This is a genomic window from Pseudomonas sp. PDM09, from assembly GCF_014852305.1.
GTDB lineage: Bacteria > Pseudomonadota > Gammaproteobacteria > Pseudomonadales > Pseudomonadaceae > Aquipseudomonas.
This window is the reverse complement of sequence record NZ_JACVBI010000008.1, coordinates 16,184-29,572: the sequence shown is the minus strand read 5'-3', so window position 1 is coordinate 29,572 and position 13,389 is coordinate 16,184. Positions and strand designations below refer to the sequence as shown.

Sequence of the window (13,389 nt, the reverse complement as noted above, 5' to 3'; positions counted from 1 at the left end):
TTAACCCTCGACACGCAGCATGTAGTAAGCCTTGTTGATCATCCCGCGATTCTCGGGAGTATCAAGTACTTCTACAGTGTGACCGATGCGACGCAGACCCAGACCCTTAACGCACAGTTTGTGGTTAGGGATGCGGCCGGTCATGCTTTTGATCAGCGTAACTTTAACGGTAGCCATGATCAGAAGATCTCCTTGACGCTTTTGCCACGCTTGGCGGCAATGGATTCAGGAGACTGCATAGCTTTCAAACCTTTGAAAGTGGCGTGAACCACGTTTACCGGGTTAGTCGAGCCGTAGCACTTGGCCAGAACGTTCTGAACGCCAGCAACTTCGAGGACAGCACGCATAGCGCCGCCAGCGATGATACCGGTACCTTCAGAAGCAGGCTGCATGTACACCTTCGAAGCGCCATGGGCGGACTTCATTGCGTACTGCAGAGTGGTGCCGTTCAGATCAACTTGGATCATGTTGCGGCGAGCAGCTTCCATTGCCTTCTGGATCGCAGCAGGCACTTCACGCGACTTGCCACGGCCGAAGCCAACACGCCCTTTACCGTCACCAACCACGGTCAACGCGGTGAAAGTGAAGATACGGCCGCCTTTAACGGTTTTGGCTACGCGGTTAACTTGAACCAGCTTCTCGATGTAGCCTTCGTCGCGCTTTTGGTCGTTATTTGACATAACTTAGAACTCCAGCCCAGCTTCACGAGCAGCATCAGCCAGCGCCTTGACGCGGCCGTGGTACTTGAAGCCAGAGCGGTCGAAAGCCACCTGCGAGACGCCAGCGGCTTTAGCACGCGTAGCGACCAGCTGGCCAACCTTAGTGGCCGCGTCGATGTTGCCAGTGGCGCCATCACGCAGTTCTTTATCCAAAGTCGAGGCACTTGCCAGGACTTTGTTGCCGTCGGCCGAAATGACCTGGGCGTAGATGTGCTGCGACGAGCGGAACACGCAGAGACGCACGACTTCGAGTTCGTGCATTTTCAGGCGTGCTTTGCGAGCGCGACGCAGTCGAGTAACTTTTTTGTCGGTCATTTGCTATGCCCTACTTCTTCTTGGCTTCTTTACGACGGACGACTTCGTCCGCGTAGCGCACACCTTTGCCTTTGTACGGCTCTGGTGGACGGAAGTCGCGGATCTCGGCGGCCACTTGACCTACCAGCTGCTTATCGATGCCCTTGATCAGGATATCGGTCTGGCTAGGAGTCTCAGCGGTGATGCCTTCCGGCAGTTCATAATCCACTGGGTGCGAGAAGCCAAGAGCCAGGTTCAGCACTGTGCCTTTTGCTTGCGCTTTATAACCAACACCGACCAGCTGGAGCTTGCGCTCGAAGCCTTGGCTTACGCCTTGGACCATGTTGTTAACCAACGCACGAGTGGTACCAGCCATTGCGCGAGTCTGTTGATCGCCATTGCGAGCAGCAAAACGCAGCTCACCAGCTTCTTCAACAATCTCAACGGACGAATGGATGTTCAGTTCGAGAGTACCCTTGGCACCCTTCACCGAAAGCTGTTGGCCTGCGAATTTGACTTCGACACCGGCTGGCAGCTTAACGGGGTTCTTAGCGACGCGTGACATGCTTATCCCCCCTTAGAACACAGTGCAAAGAACTTCGCCGCCGACACCGGCAGCGCGCGCAGCACGATCCGTCATCACACCTTTGTTGGTGGAGACGATAGACACACCGAGACCGCCACGAACTTTTGGCAGATCATCGACGGACTTGTACTGACGCAGGCCTGGACGGCTAACGCGCTTCACTTCTTCGATGACCGGACGGCCTTCGAAGTACTTCAGCTCGATGGACAGCAGTGGTTTGATTTCGCTGCTGATCTGATAACCCGCAATGTAACCTTCGTCCTTCAGGACTTTGGCAACAGCTACCTTCAAAGTAGAAGATGGCATGCTTACGACGGACTTTTCAGCCATCTGGGCATTACGGATTCGAGTTAGCATGTCCGCTAACGGGTCCTGCATACTCATGGGCTAGACGCTCCTAATACACAAAAAATTAGCCTTGCGGCTACTACGTGTCGCCGAGTACATCCGCGCGAAAAAAGCACGGGCTCAGGCGAGCCGGGTATTCTAGACACACCCCACAAATGAATCAAGCCCCAATAGGGGCTTGATTCAAGTTCAAGGTCACCGATGGTCAGGATCTTGCGATCCCGAACACCGAGACTTTGACACTTACCAGCTGGCTTTAACCAGACCAGGTACGTCACCACGCATAGCAGCTTCACGCAGTTTGTTACGGCCGAGGCCGAACTTGCGGTAAACGCCGTGTGGACGACCGGTCAGGCGGCAGCGGTTACGCATGCGCGAAGCGCTTGCATCACGTGGCTGCTTCTGCAGAGCTACTGTAGCTTCCCAACGCGCTTCTGGACTTGCGTTCAGATCAACGATGATAGCTTTCAGTGCTGCACGCTTTTTGGCGTACTTGGCAACCGTGAGCTGACGCTTCAGCTCGCGGTTTTTCATGCTCATCTTGGCCATTTTCCTACTCCAATCAGTTGCGGAACGGGAATTTGAAAGCGCGCAGCAGAGCGCGACCTTCATCATCGTTCTTGGCAGTGGTGGTCAGGGTAATGTCCAGACCGCGGAGAGCATCGATCTTGTCGTAGTCGATTTCCGGGAAGATGATCTGCTCTTTAACGCCCATGCTGTAGTTACCACGACCATCGAAGGACTTGGCATTCAGGCCGCGGAAGTCGCGAACCCGAGGCAGGGAGATCGACAGCAGACGATCCAGGAATTCATACATACGCTCACGGCGCAGAGTCACTTTGACGCCGATCGGCCAACCTTCACGGACTTTAAAGCCAGCGATGGATTTCCGAGCGTAAGTCACAACGACTTTCTGACCGGTGATCTTTTCCAGGTCGGCAACAGCGTGCTCGATGACTTTTTTGTCACCGACTGCTTCGCCCAGACCCATGTTCAGGGTGATTTTGGTAACGCGTGGAACTTCCATCACGTTCGAAAGCTTAAGTTCTTCCTTAAGCTTCGGTGCGATTTCCTTCCAGTAAATCTCTTTTAGTCGTGCCATGGTCTTCTACCTAGCAGTGTTCAAGCATCAACCGCTTTTTGGGTCGACTTGAAGACACGAATTTTCTTGCCGTCTTCTACTTTAAAACCAACGCGATCAGCCTTGTTGGTTTCGCCGTTGAAAATGGCAACGTTGGAAGCGTGCAGTGGCGCTTCTTTCTCGACGATACCGCCTTGTACGCCCGACATCGGGTTTGGCTTGGTATGACGCTTAACCAGGTTCAGACCACCAACGACCAGACGGTCGTCAGCGAGAACCTTAAGCACCTTACCGCGCTTACCTTTGTCTTTGCCGGCGATCACGATGATCTCGTCGTCACGACGAATCTTTTGCATGTCGGATCTCCTTACAGCACTTCTGGGGCGAGCGAGACGATCTTCATGAACTTCTCAGTACGAAGTTCACGGGTCACTGGCCCAAAGATACGGGTGCCGATCGGCTCTTGCTTGTTGTTCAGAAGAACAGCAGCGTTGCCATCAAAGCGGATAATGGAGCCATCAGCACGACGTACGCCGTGACGAGTGCGGACTACTACAGCAGTCATCACTTGGCCTTTTTTCACTTTACCGCGAGGAATTGCTTCCTTCACGGTAACTTTGATGATGTCACCGATACCAGCGTAACGACGATGGGAGCCACCCAGCACCTTGATGCACATAACACGGCGAGCGCCGCTGTTATCGGCCACATCGAGCATGGATTGAGTCTGAATCATATAATTTCTCCGACCCCTAGTCCTTAGACTTCCACAGCGCGTTCGAGAACATCAACCAGCGCCCAAGACTTGGTCTTGGCCAAAGGACGAGTTTCACGAATAGTGACTTTGTCGCCGATGTGGCACTGATTGGTTTCGTCGTGCGCGTGCAGCTTAGTCGAACGCTTAACGTATTTACCGTAGATCGGGTGCTTAACGCGACGCTCGATCAGAACGGTGATGGTTTTGTCCATCTTGTCGCTGACAACACGGCCAGTCAGCGTACGGACAGTTTTTTCGGCTTCAGCCATGATTACTTACCTGCCTGCTGGTTGAGCACAGTCTTCACGCGAGCGATGTCACGCTTAACTTGCGAGAGCAGATGAGACTGCCCCAACTGGCCAGTTGCTTTCTGCATACGCAGATTGAACTGGTCGCGCAGCAAGCCGAGCAGTTGCTCGTTCAGCTGCTGTGCGGATTTTTCACGAAGTTCATTCGCTTTCATCACATCACCGTCCGTTTAACAAAGGCGGTGGCGAGCGGCAGCTTTGCAGCAGCCAGGGCAAAAGCCTCACGCGCCAGCTCTTCAGAAACACCCTCGATTTCATACAGGACTTTGCCTGGCTGAATCTGGGCAACCCAGTACTCCACACTACCCTTACCTTTACCCATCCGAACTTCGAGTGGCTTTTTGGAAATAGGCTTGTCCGGGAATACACGGATCCAGATCTTGCCGCCACGTTTAACGTGACGGGTCAGAGCACGACGCGCTGACTCGATCTGACGAGCGGTGAGACGACCACGAGCTACAGACTTCAGCGCGAACTCGCCGAAGCTGACTTTGCTACCGCGCTGAGCCAGACCACGGTTGTGGCCTGTCATCTGCTTGCGGAACTTCGTACGCTTTGGTTGCAACATTTGGCGTACCCCTTACTTAGCAGCTTTTTTACGAGGCGCTGGTGCTTGTGGTTTCAGTTCTTCTTGGCGACCACCAATTACTTCGCCTTTGAAGATCCAAACCTTTACACCGATCACACCGTAAGTGGTGTGAGCTTCGTAGTTGGCATAGTCGATGTCGGCACGCAGGGTGTGCAGTGGCACACGACCTTCGCGATACCATTCAGTACGTGCGATTTCAGCACCGCCGAGACGACCGCTCACTTGGATTTTGATGCCTTTGGCACCAATGCGCATGGCGTTCTGAACAGCGCGCTTCATAGCGCGACGGAACATTACGCGACGCTCCAGCTGCTGAGCTACGCTCTGCGCAACCAGCATACCGTCGAGCTCCGGCTTGCGGATCTCTTCGATATTGATGTGCACAGGCACACCCATTTGCTTGGTCAGGTCCTGACGCAGTTTCTCAACATCTTCACCTTTCTTCCCGATAACGATACCTGGACGAGCGGTGTGGATGGTGATACGTGCAGTCTGAGCCGGACGATGGATATCGATACGGCTTACGGACGCGCTTTTTAGTTTGTCTTGGAGATACTCACGCACCTTCAGATCAGCGAACAAATAGTCCGCATAAGTCCGACCGTCTGCGTACCAGACGGAGGTGTGCTCCTTGACGATTCCCAGGCGAATGCCAATGGGATGTACTTTCTGACCCATCTCTTCGACTCCGTTACTTGTCAGCAACCTTGACAGTGATATGGCAAGACCGCTTGACGATGCGATCAGCACGGCCTTTGGCACGTGGCATGATTCGCTTCAGCGAACGCCCTTCGTTGACGAAAACGGTGCTGACCTTCAGATCATCAACGTCTGCGCCTTCGTTATGCTCGGCGTTGGCTACGGCCGACTCCAGCACTTTCTTCATGATCTCGGCGGCTTTCTTACTGCTGAAAGCCAACAGGTTGAGCGCTTCGCCCACCTTCTTCCCGCGGATCTGGTCGGCGACCAAGCGGGCTTTCTGGGCGGAGATTCGAGCGCCCGACAACTTAGCGGCTACTTCCATCGTTCCTTACCCCTTAACGCTTGGCTTTCTTGTCTGCCACGTGCCCACGATATGTGCGGGTACCGGCAAACTCGCCCAGTTTGTGGCCGACCATGTCTTCGTTCACGAGAACTGGAACATGTTGACGACCGTTATGCACTGCAATGGTCAGACCGACCATTTGTGGCAGGATCATCGAACGACGCGACCAGGTCTTAACTGGTTTGCGATCGTTCTTTTCCGCCGCCACTTCGATCTTCTTCAGTAGGTGAAGATCAATAAAAGGACCTTTTTTCAGAGAACGTGGCACTGTCGTATCCCTCTATTTACTTGCGACGACGGACGATCATTTTGTCGGTACGCTTATTACCACGAGTCTTCGCGCCCTTAGTCGGGAAGCCCCATGGCGATACCGGATGACGACCACCAGAGGTACGACCTTCACCACCACCATGTGGGTGGTCAACCGGGTTCATGGCAACACCACGAACGGTTGGGCGAACGCCACGCCAGCGTTTGGCACCAGCTTTACCCAGCGAACGCAGGCTGTGCTCGGAGTTCGAGACTTCACCCAGGGTCGCGCGGCATTCAGCCAGCACTTTACGCATCTCACCAGAACGCAGACGCAGGGTCACGTAGACACCTTCACGAGCGATCAGCTGAGCCGAAGCACCAGCGGAACGAGCGATTTGCGCGCCTTTACCTGGCTTCAATTCGATGCCGTGTACGGTGCTACCAACTGGAATGTTACGCAGTTGCAGAGCGTTGCCCGGCTTGATCGGTGCCAAAGCACCTGCGATCAGCTGGTCACCAGCACTCACGCCTTTAGGGGCGATGATGTAGCGACGCTCGCCATCTGCGTACAGCAGCAGAGCGATGTGAGCAGTACGGTTTGGATCGTATTCAATACGCTCGACAGTGGCAGAGATGCCATCTTTGTCGTTGCGACGGAAATCGACCAGACGATAATGCTGCTTATGGCCACCACCGATGTGACGAGTGGTAATACGACCATTGTTGTTACGACCACCAGTCTTCGATTTTTTCTCGAGCAGCGGTGCGTGAGGAGCGCCTTTATGCAGCTCCTGGTTGACCACCTTGACCACAAAACGGCGGCCAGGGGAAGTCGGTTTGCATTTAACGATTGCCATGATGCACCCCTTCCTTACTCAGCACTGCTGCTGAAATCGAGATCTTGGCCTGGCTGAAGGGAGATAACTGCCTTCTTCCAGTCATTACGCTTGCCCAGACCGCGAGCAGTGCGCTTGCTCTTACCCAGAACATTCAGGGTAGTAACACGCTCTACTTTCACGCTGAACAGGCTTTCGACGGCCTTCTTGATTTCCAGCTTGGTTGCGTCAGTTGCAACCTTGAAAACGAACTGGCCTTTCTTGTCAGCCAGAACCGTAGCCTTCTCGGAAACGTGCGGGCCAAGCAGAACTTTAAATACGCGTTCCTGGTTCATCCCAGCAGCTCCTCGAATTTCTTCACGGCCGACACGGTGATCAACACCTTGTCGTATGCGATCAGACTAACTGGATCGGAACCTTGCACGTCACGTACATCAACGTGCGGCAGGTTGCGAGCAGCCAGGTACAGGTTCTGATCAACCACTTCAGACACGATCAAGACGTCAGTCAGGCCCATGCCGGTCAGTTTGTTCAGCAGATCTTTGGTCTTCGGTGCATCAACAGCGAAGTCCTGAACCACAACCAGACGATCAGTACGCACCAGCTCAGCAAGGATGGAACGCATTGCTGCGCGATACATCTTCTTGTTCAGCTTCTGGGTGTGATCCTGAGGACGAGCTGCGAAAGTGGTACCGCCGCCGCGCCAGATTGGGCTACGGATAGTACCGGCACGAGCACGGCCAGTACCTTTCTGACGCCATGGGCGCTTACCGCCACCACGAACGTCGGAACGGGTCTTTTGCTGCTTGCTACCTTGACGGCCGCCAGCCATGTAGGCCACGACTGCTTGGTGAACCAGCGTCTCGTTGAATTCGCCGCCAAATGTCAGTTCGGAAACTTCGATCGCTTGAGCGTCATTTACATTTAATTGCATGTCAGCTTCCCCTTAACCGCGAGCCTTGGCTGCTGGACGTACAACCAAGTTGCCGCCAGTAGCGCCAGGAACAGCGCCCTTGACCAACAACAGATTGCGTTCAGCGTCCACGCGCACTACTTCGAGGGACTGCACGGTCACGCGCTCAGCGCCCATATGACCGGACATTTTTTTGCCCTTGAATACACGACCAGGAGTCTGGCACTGGCCGATAGAGCCTGGAACGCGGTGGGACACGGAGTTACCGTGGGTATTATCTTGCCCGCGGAAGTTCCAACGCTTGATCGTACCCTGGAAGCCTTTACCTTTGGACTGACCGGTTACATCAACCAGTTGACCAGCAGCGAAGATTTCAGCGTTGATCAGATCGCCGGCCTGGTACTCGCCTTCTTCAAGACGGAATTCCATTACGGTACGACCAGCGGCAACGTTCGCTTTAGCGAAGTGGCCAGCCTGAGCAGCTGTAACACGCGAAGCACGACGCTCGCCTACAGTGACTTGCACTGCACGATAGCCATCGGTCTCTTCAGTTTTGAACTGGGTGACGCGATTCGGCTCGATCTCAATGACCGTGACCGGAATGGAGACACCTTCTTCGGTGAAAATACGGGTCATACCGCATTTACGACCGACTACACCAATAGTCATGTTGTAAACCTCATGAGTGTACGGGGCTTTCACCCGCTATGGCCGCCCATTTCAGAGCGTTACACGACTAAGACCGAGTCTTAGCCGAGGCTGATCTGCACTTCCACACCGGCCGCAAGATCAAGCTTCATAAGTGCATCAACGGTTTTATCCGTTGGCTGGACGATGTCCAGAACGCGCTTATGAGTACGGATCTCGTACTGGTCACGCGCGTCTTTGTTGACGTGCGGGGAGACCAGAACGGTGAACCGCTCTTTACGGGTAGGCAGTGGAATTGGACCACGCACTTGAGCACCAGTACGTTTCGCGGTTTCCACGATTTCCTGGGTGGATTGGTCGATCAGGCGATGGTCAAAAGCCTTCAACCTGATACGGATTTGCTGATTTTGCATTGGATTTCAGACTCCGGCTGCTATTCCCACCGAGCGCAATACGCCCGTTAAAAGGAGGCGCAATTCTATAGACGCCCCATATAGGTGTCAACCCAATAAAAAAGCCCCCGCTAAGCGGAGGCTTTTTCAACTCATCAAAGCTAACTCAAAAAAGAGCTTACTCGATGATTTTGGCTACGACGCCAGCGCCGACGGTACGACCGCCTTCACGGATAGCGAAACGCAGACCGTCTTCCATTGCGATGGTCTTGATCAGGGTGACAACCATTTTGATGTTGTCGCCCGGCATTACCATTTCAACGCCTTCCGGCAGCTCGCAGTTACCAGTCACGTCAGTAGTACGGAAGTAGAACTGTGGACGGTAGCCTTTGAAGAACGGAGTGTGACGACCGCCTTCTTCTTTGCTCAGAACGTAGACTTCGGCTTCGAACTTGGTGTGCGGCTTAACCGAACCTGGCTTAACCAGAACCTGGCCACGCTCAACGTCGTCACGCTTGGTACCACGCAGCAGAACGCCGCAGTTCTCGCCAGCACGACCTTCGTCGAGCAGCTTACGGAACATTTCAACACCGGTGCAGGTGGTGACGGTAGTGTCACGCAGGCCAACGATTTCCAGTGGATCCTGAACCTTGACGATACCGCGCTCGATACGGCCAGTTACAACAGTACCGCGACCGGAGATCGAGAATACGTCTTCGATTGGCATCAGGAACGGCTTGTCGATAACACGAACTGGATCCGGAATGTAGCTGTCCAGAGTCTCAACCAGTTTACGAACGGCAGTGGTACCCATTTCGTTGTCGTCTTGGCCGTTCAGAGCCATCAGAGCCGAACCGATGATGATCGGAGTGTCGTCACCTGGGAAGTCGTAAGTGCTCAACAGATCGCGCACTTCCATCTCAACCAGTTCCAGCAGCTCAGCGTCGTCAACCATGTCAGCCTTGTTCAGGAAGACAACGATGTACGGAACGCCAACCTGACGGGACAGCAGGATGTGCTCACGGGTTTGCGGCATCGGACCATCAGCGGCCGAGCAAACCAGGATAGCGCCGTCCATCTGAGCAGCACCGGTGATCATGTTCTTCACATAGTCAGCGTGACCTGGGCAGTCAACGTGAGCGTAGTGACGGATCAGCGAGTTGTATTCAACGTGCGCGGTGTTGATGGTGATACCACGAGCCTTTTCTTCCGGAGCGCTGTCGATTTTGTCGAAAGCAACAACGGCCGAACCGAAAACTTCGGAGCAGACGCGAGTCAGAGCAGCGGTCAGCGTGGTTTTACCGTGGTCGACGTGACCGATGGTGCCAACGTTGACGTGCGGGAGGGTACGGTCAAATTTTTCTTTAGCCACGACAATTAACTCCTAGCCTAAAGGGGCTGAATCAGCCTTGTTTTTTGGTAACAGTTTCGACGATATGCGACGGAGCTGTATTGTATTTTTTGAATTCCATAGAGTAGCTTGCGCGACCTTGGGACATGGAACGGACGTCGGTCGCATAACCGAACATCTCACCCAGCGGCACTTCGGCGCGAATCACTTTGCCGGAGACCGTGTCTTCCATACCCAGGATCATGCCGCGACGACGGTTAAGGTCGCCCATCACGTCACCCATATAGTCTTCAGGCGTAACAACCTCTACCGCCATGATCGGCTCAAGCAACTCACCACCGCCCTTCTGGGCCAGTTGCTTGGTTGCCATGGAAGCAGCCACTTTAAACGCCATCTCGTTGGAGTCGACGTCGTGGTAGGAACCATCAAACACGGTAGCCTTCAGGCCGATCAGCGGATAGCCGGCAACAACGCCGTTCTTCATCTGCTCTTCGATACCCTTCTGGATAGCCGGGATGTATTCCTTAGGAACCACACCACCCACTACTTCGTTCAGGAATTGCAGACCTTCCTGACCTTCGTCAGCAGGAGCAAAACGAATCCAGCAGTGACCGAACTGGCCACGACCGCCGGACTGGCGAACGAACTTGCCTTCAATCTCGCAGCTCTTCGTGATGCGCTCACGGTACGAAACTTGAGGCTTACCGATGTTGGCTTCGACGTTGAACTCACGGCGCATCCGGTCAACCAGGATGTCCAGGTGCAACTCGCCCATGCCGGAGATGATCGTTTGACCAGTCTCTTCATCAGTCTTGACGCGGAAAGATGGATCTTCCTGAGCGAGCTTGCCCAGAGCGATACCCATTTTTTCCTGGTCGTCCTTGGTCTTAGGCTCTACGGCAACCGAAATAACCGGCTCCGGGAAGTCCATGCGAACCAGGATGATTGGCTTGTCAGCGTTGCACAAAGTTTCACCAGTGGTGACGTCCTTCATGCCGATCAAGGCTGCGATGTCACCAGCGCGCACTTCCTTGATTTCTTCACGGGCGTTTGCGTGCATTTGCACCATACGACCCACGCGCTCTTTCTTGCCTTTAACCGAGTTGATCACGCCGTCGCCGGAGGCCAACACGCCCGAGTAAACTCGAACAAAGGTCAAGGTACCCACGAATGGGTCGGTAGCGATCTTGAACGCCAGAGCCGAGAACGGCTCGCTGTCGTCTGCGTGACGCTCCATTTCCTTGGTCTCGTCATCCGGGTCAGTACCCTTGATGGCAGGAATGTCGGTAGGAGCAGGCAGGTAGTCGATCACGGCGTCGAGAACCAGGGGAACACCCTTGTTCTTGAAGGAAGAACCGCAAACAGCCAGAACGATCTCACCAGCGATAGTACGCTGACGCAGAGCGGCCTTGATTTCCGCGTTGGTGAGCTCTTCACCTTCGAGGTACTTGTTCATCAGCTCTTCGCTGGCTTCGGCCGCAGCCTCAACCATGTTGCCGCGCCACTCGTCAGCCAGTTCCTGCAGCTCAGCAGGGATAGGCTTGCGAACTGGAACCATGCCTTTGTCAGCGTCATTCCAGTAAACAGCTTCCATGGACATCAGATCGATCTGACCCTGGAAGTTGTCTTCGGAACCGATGGCCAACTGGATTGGCACCGGAGTGTGACCCAGACGCTGCTTGATCTGACCGATCACGCGCAGGAAGTTCGCACCAGCACGGTCCATCTTGTTTACGTAAACAAGACGTGGAACGCCGTATTTGTTGGCTTGACGCCATACGGTTTCCGACTGAGGCTCAACACCCGAGGTGCCGCAGAACACAACGACCGCGCCATCGAGAACACGCAGGGAACGCTCAACTTCAATAGTGAAGTCAACGTGACCCGGGGTGTCGATGACGTTGAAGCGGTATTGGTCCTTGTGCTGCTTCTCGGAACCCTGCCAGAAGGCGGTGATTGCAGCAGAAGTAATGGTAATACCACGCTCCTGCTCCTGCACCATCCAGTCCGTGGTCGCGGCGCCGTCATGCACCTCGCCCATTTTGTGACTTTTGCCAGTGTAAAAAAGGACGCGCTCGGTGGTGGTGGTTTTACCAGCATCCACGTGAGCAACGATACCAATGTTACGGTAGCGGTTAATCGGTGTAGTACGAGCCATAAAGCCCTCGCAAAATTAGTGACGCTAAAATTAGAAGCGGTAGTGCGAGAAAGCCTTGTTGGCTTCAGCCATACGGTGCACGTCTTCACGCTTCTTAACTGCAGCACCTTTGCCTTCGGCAGCGTCCAACAGTTCGCCAGCCAAACGCAGAGCCATAGACTTCTCGCCGCGCTTACGGGCGAAGTCTACCAACCAGCGCATTGCCAGAGCGTTACGACGGGACGGACGAACTTCGACCGGAACCTGGTAAGTAGCACCGCCTACACGGCGCGACTTTACTTCGACCAGCGGAGCGATGGCGTCGAGAGCTTTCTCGAAGATTTCCAGGGGATCGCTGTTCTTGCGTTCTTTAACCTTTTCCAGCGCGCCATAAACGATACGTTCGGCAACGGCTTTCTTGCCGCTTTCCATAACGTGGTTCATGAACTTGGCCAGGATTTGGCTGCCGTATTTTGGATCGTCAAGCACTTCGCGCTTGGCTGCTACGCGTCTTCTTGGCATGGATAAGCCCTCAAACGGTCTTCAGGTTCGCTCGGAATCGGTGCCCTTTCGGGACGCCTCCGACCTTACTCTTATCGACTCAGAAAAATAGAAAATCAGTTTTTACAAAAAGCCACTACTACTTAGGCTTCTTGGTACCGTACTTCGAACGACCCTGGTTACGACCTTTAACGCCGGAAGTATCCAAAGAACCGCGTACGGTGTGGTAACGAACACCTGGCAAGTCTTTTACACGACCGCCGCGGATCAGTACCACGCTGTGCTCTTGCAGGTTGTGGCCTTCACCACCGATGTACGAGGAAACCTCGAAACCGTTGGTCAGACGCACACGGCATACTTTACGCAGTGCCGAGTTAGGTTTTTTCGGCGTGGTGGTATACACACGGGTGCATACGCCACGACGTTGCGGGCAGTTCTGCAGCGCAGGCACGTCGGATTTCTCGACGATACGCTTACGCGGCTGACGTACCAGCTGGTTGATAGTTGCCATCTACTAGCTCCACTGTTGTCTTGCGACGCTATTGTCTTGCAAGAAAAGCAAAATGGCAGGAACGAATTCCCGCCAAATTTAGGGGTACAAGAGTCTAAAGAGGATCTTGCCCCCAGTCAAG

General features: G+C 54.2%; 24 protein-coding genes. All 24 read right to left on the bottom strand.

The annotated features are described in order from the left end of the window. Positions 1 to 177 carry a 50S ribosomal protein L30 gene (rpmD, locus tag IB250_RS19415; RefSeq protein WP_003186033.1) on the bottom strand — a complete coding sequence of 59 codons (177 nt, stop codon included), beginning with the start codon at positions 175 to 177 and terminating at the stop codon, positions 1 to 3. A 2-nt stretch (positions 178 to 179) separates the two neighbouring features. Then, positions 180 to 680 (bottom strand): 30S ribosomal protein S5, encoded by a 501-nt coding sequence (gene rpsE / locus IB250_RS19410; protein WP_003186035.1) that lies wholly within the window; start codon positions 678 to 680, stop codon positions 180 to 182. A gap of 3 nt (positions 681 to 683) precedes the next feature. Then, positions 684 to 1,034 (bottom strand): 50S ribosomal protein L18, encoded by a 351-nt coding sequence (rplR, locus tag IB250_RS19405; protein ID WP_003186037.1) that lies wholly within the window; start codon positions 1,032 to 1,034, stop codon positions 684 to 686. Positions 1,035 to 1,044: 10 nt separating this feature from the next. Continuing rightward, positions 1,045 to 1,578 carry a 50S ribosomal protein L6 gene (rplF, locus tag IB250_RS19400; protein WP_003176412.1) on the bottom strand — a complete coding sequence of 178 codons (534 nt, stop codon included), beginning with the start codon at positions 1,576 to 1,578 and terminating at the stop codon, positions 1,045 to 1,047. Positions 1,579 to 1,590: 12 nt separating this feature from the next. Further along, the gene (gene rpsH, locus IB250_RS19395) at positions 1,591 to 1,983 is read right to left on the bottom strand and encodes a 30S ribosomal protein S8 (RefSeq protein WP_003186040.1); all 393 of its coding nucleotides are present in this window, start codon (positions 1,981 to 1,983) and stop codon (positions 1,591 to 1,593) included. A gap of 207 nt (positions 1,984 to 2,190) precedes the next feature. Then, positions 2,191 to 2,496: a 30S ribosomal protein S14 gene (rpsN, locus tag IB250_RS19390; RefSeq protein WP_003176414.1), complete on the bottom strand. Its 306-nt coding sequence runs from the start codon at positions 2,494 to 2,496 to the stop codon at positions 2,191 to 2,193. Positions 2,497 to 2,509: 13 nt separating this feature from the next. Further along, positions 2,510 to 3,049 (bottom strand): 50S ribosomal protein L5, encoded by a 540-nt coding sequence (gene rplE, locus IB250_RS19385; RefSeq protein WP_003176415.1) that lies wholly within the window; start codon positions 3,047 to 3,049, stop codon positions 2,510 to 2,512. 20 nt (positions 3,050 to 3,069) lie between these two features. After that, positions 3,070 to 3,384, bottom strand: coding sequence for a 50S ribosomal protein L24 (gene rplX / locus IB250_RS19380; RefSeq protein ID WP_007896770.1), 315 nt, complete (start codon positions 3,382 to 3,384; stop codon positions 3,070 to 3,072). Positions 3,385 to 3,395: 11 nt separating this feature from the next. Next, a complete protein-coding gene (rplN, locus tag IB250_RS19375) occupies positions 3,396 to 3,764 on the bottom strand; it encodes a 50S ribosomal protein L14 (protein WP_002555479.1) in 369 nt (122 codons plus the stop codon). A gap of 23 nt (positions 3,765 to 3,787) precedes the next feature. After that, positions 3,788 to 4,054: a 30S ribosomal protein S17 gene (gene rpsQ / locus IB250_RS19370; protein ID WP_003176419.1), complete on the bottom strand. Its 267-nt coding sequence runs from the start codon at positions 4,052 to 4,054 to the stop codon at positions 3,788 to 3,790. A gap of 2 nt (positions 4,055 to 4,056) precedes the next feature. Beyond that, on the bottom strand, positions 4,057 to 4,248 hold the full coding sequence (gene rpmC, locus IB250_RS19365) for a 50S ribosomal protein L29 (protein WP_002555481.1): 192 nt from the start codon (positions 4,246 to 4,248) through the stop codon (positions 4,057 to 4,059). Further along, the gene (rplP, locus tag IB250_RS19360) at positions 4,248 to 4,661 is read right to left on the bottom strand and encodes a 50S ribosomal protein L16 (RefSeq protein WP_007896757.1); all 414 of its coding nucleotides are present in this window, start codon (positions 4,659 to 4,661) and stop codon (positions 4,248 to 4,250) included. Before rplP ends, rpmC begins: the two co-directional genes overlap by 1 nt. A 12-nt stretch (positions 4,662 to 4,673) precedes the next feature. Then, entirely contained in the window at positions 4,674 to 5,360 is a 687-nt protein-coding gene (gene rpsC, locus IB250_RS19355; RefSeq protein ID WP_003176422.1) for a 30S ribosomal protein S3, read from the bottom strand. 13 nt (positions 5,361 to 5,373) lie between these two features. Beyond that, a complete protein-coding gene (gene rplV / locus IB250_RS19350; RefSeq protein ID WP_003103908.1) occupies positions 5,374 to 5,706 on the bottom strand; it encodes a 50S ribosomal protein L22 in 333 nt (110 codons plus the stop codon). Positions 5,707 to 5,719: 13 nt separating this feature from the next. After that, complete coding sequence (gene rpsS / locus IB250_RS19345; RefSeq protein WP_002555486.1) at positions 5,720 to 5,995, bottom strand: 30S ribosomal protein S19; 276 nt, start codon at positions 5,993 to 5,995, stop codon at positions 5,720 to 5,722. Positions 5,996 to 6,011: 16 nt separating this feature from the next. Next, positions 6,012 to 6,836 (bottom strand): 50S ribosomal protein L2, encoded by an 825-nt coding sequence (gene rplB / locus IB250_RS19340; RefSeq protein WP_003176423.1) that lies wholly within the window; start codon positions 6,834 to 6,836, stop codon positions 6,012 to 6,014. A 14-nt stretch (positions 6,837 to 6,850) separates the two neighbouring features. Then, positions 6,851 to 7,150 carry a 50S ribosomal protein L23 gene (rplW, locus tag IB250_RS19335; RefSeq protein ID WP_002555488.1) on the bottom strand — a complete coding sequence of 100 codons (300 nt, stop codon included), beginning with the start codon at positions 7,148 to 7,150 and terminating at the stop codon, positions 6,851 to 6,853. After that, complete coding sequence (gene rplD / locus IB250_RS19330; RefSeq protein WP_007896707.1) at positions 7,147 to 7,749, bottom strand: 50S ribosomal protein L4; 603 nt, start codon at positions 7,747 to 7,749, stop codon at positions 7,147 to 7,149. Before rplD ends, rplW begins: the two co-directional genes overlap by 4 nt. Before the next feature lie 12 nt (positions 7,750 to 7,761). Then, a complete protein-coding gene (gene rplC, locus IB250_RS19325) occupies positions 7,762 to 8,397 on the bottom strand; it encodes a 50S ribosomal protein L3 (RefSeq protein ID WP_003186059.1) in 636 nt (211 codons plus the stop codon). An 80-nt stretch (positions 8,398 to 8,477) separates the two neighbouring features. Beyond that, a complete protein-coding gene (rpsJ, locus tag IB250_RS19320; RefSeq protein WP_003186070.1) occupies positions 8,478 to 8,789 on the bottom strand; it encodes a 30S ribosomal protein S10 in 312 nt (103 codons plus the stop codon). 157 nt (positions 8,790 to 8,946) lie between these two features. After that, a complete protein-coding gene (gene tuf, locus IB250_RS19315) occupies positions 8,947 to 10,140 on the bottom strand; it encodes an elongation factor Tu (RefSeq protein ID WP_007896660.1) in 1,194 nt (397 codons plus the stop codon). 31 nt (positions 10,141 to 10,171) lie between these two features. Continuing rightward, positions 10,172 to 12,277, bottom strand: coding sequence for an elongation factor G (gene fusA / locus IB250_RS19310; protein ID WP_007896659.1), 2,106 nt, complete (start codon positions 12,275 to 12,277; stop codon positions 10,172 to 10,174). Positions 12,278 to 12,307: 30 nt separating this feature from the next. After that, positions 12,308 to 12,778 carry a 30S ribosomal protein S7 gene (gene rpsG / locus IB250_RS19305; RefSeq protein ID WP_002555493.1) on the bottom strand — a complete coding sequence of 157 codons (471 nt, stop codon included), beginning with the start codon at positions 12,776 to 12,778 and terminating at the stop codon, positions 12,308 to 12,310. 118 nt (positions 12,779 to 12,896) lie between these two features. Then, on the bottom strand, positions 12,897 to 13,268 hold the full coding sequence (gene rpsL / locus IB250_RS19300; protein ID WP_002555494.1) for a 30S ribosomal protein S12: 372 nt from the start codon (positions 13,266 to 13,268) through the stop codon (positions 12,897 to 12,899). Positions 13,269 to 13,389 lie beyond the last annotated feature (121 nt).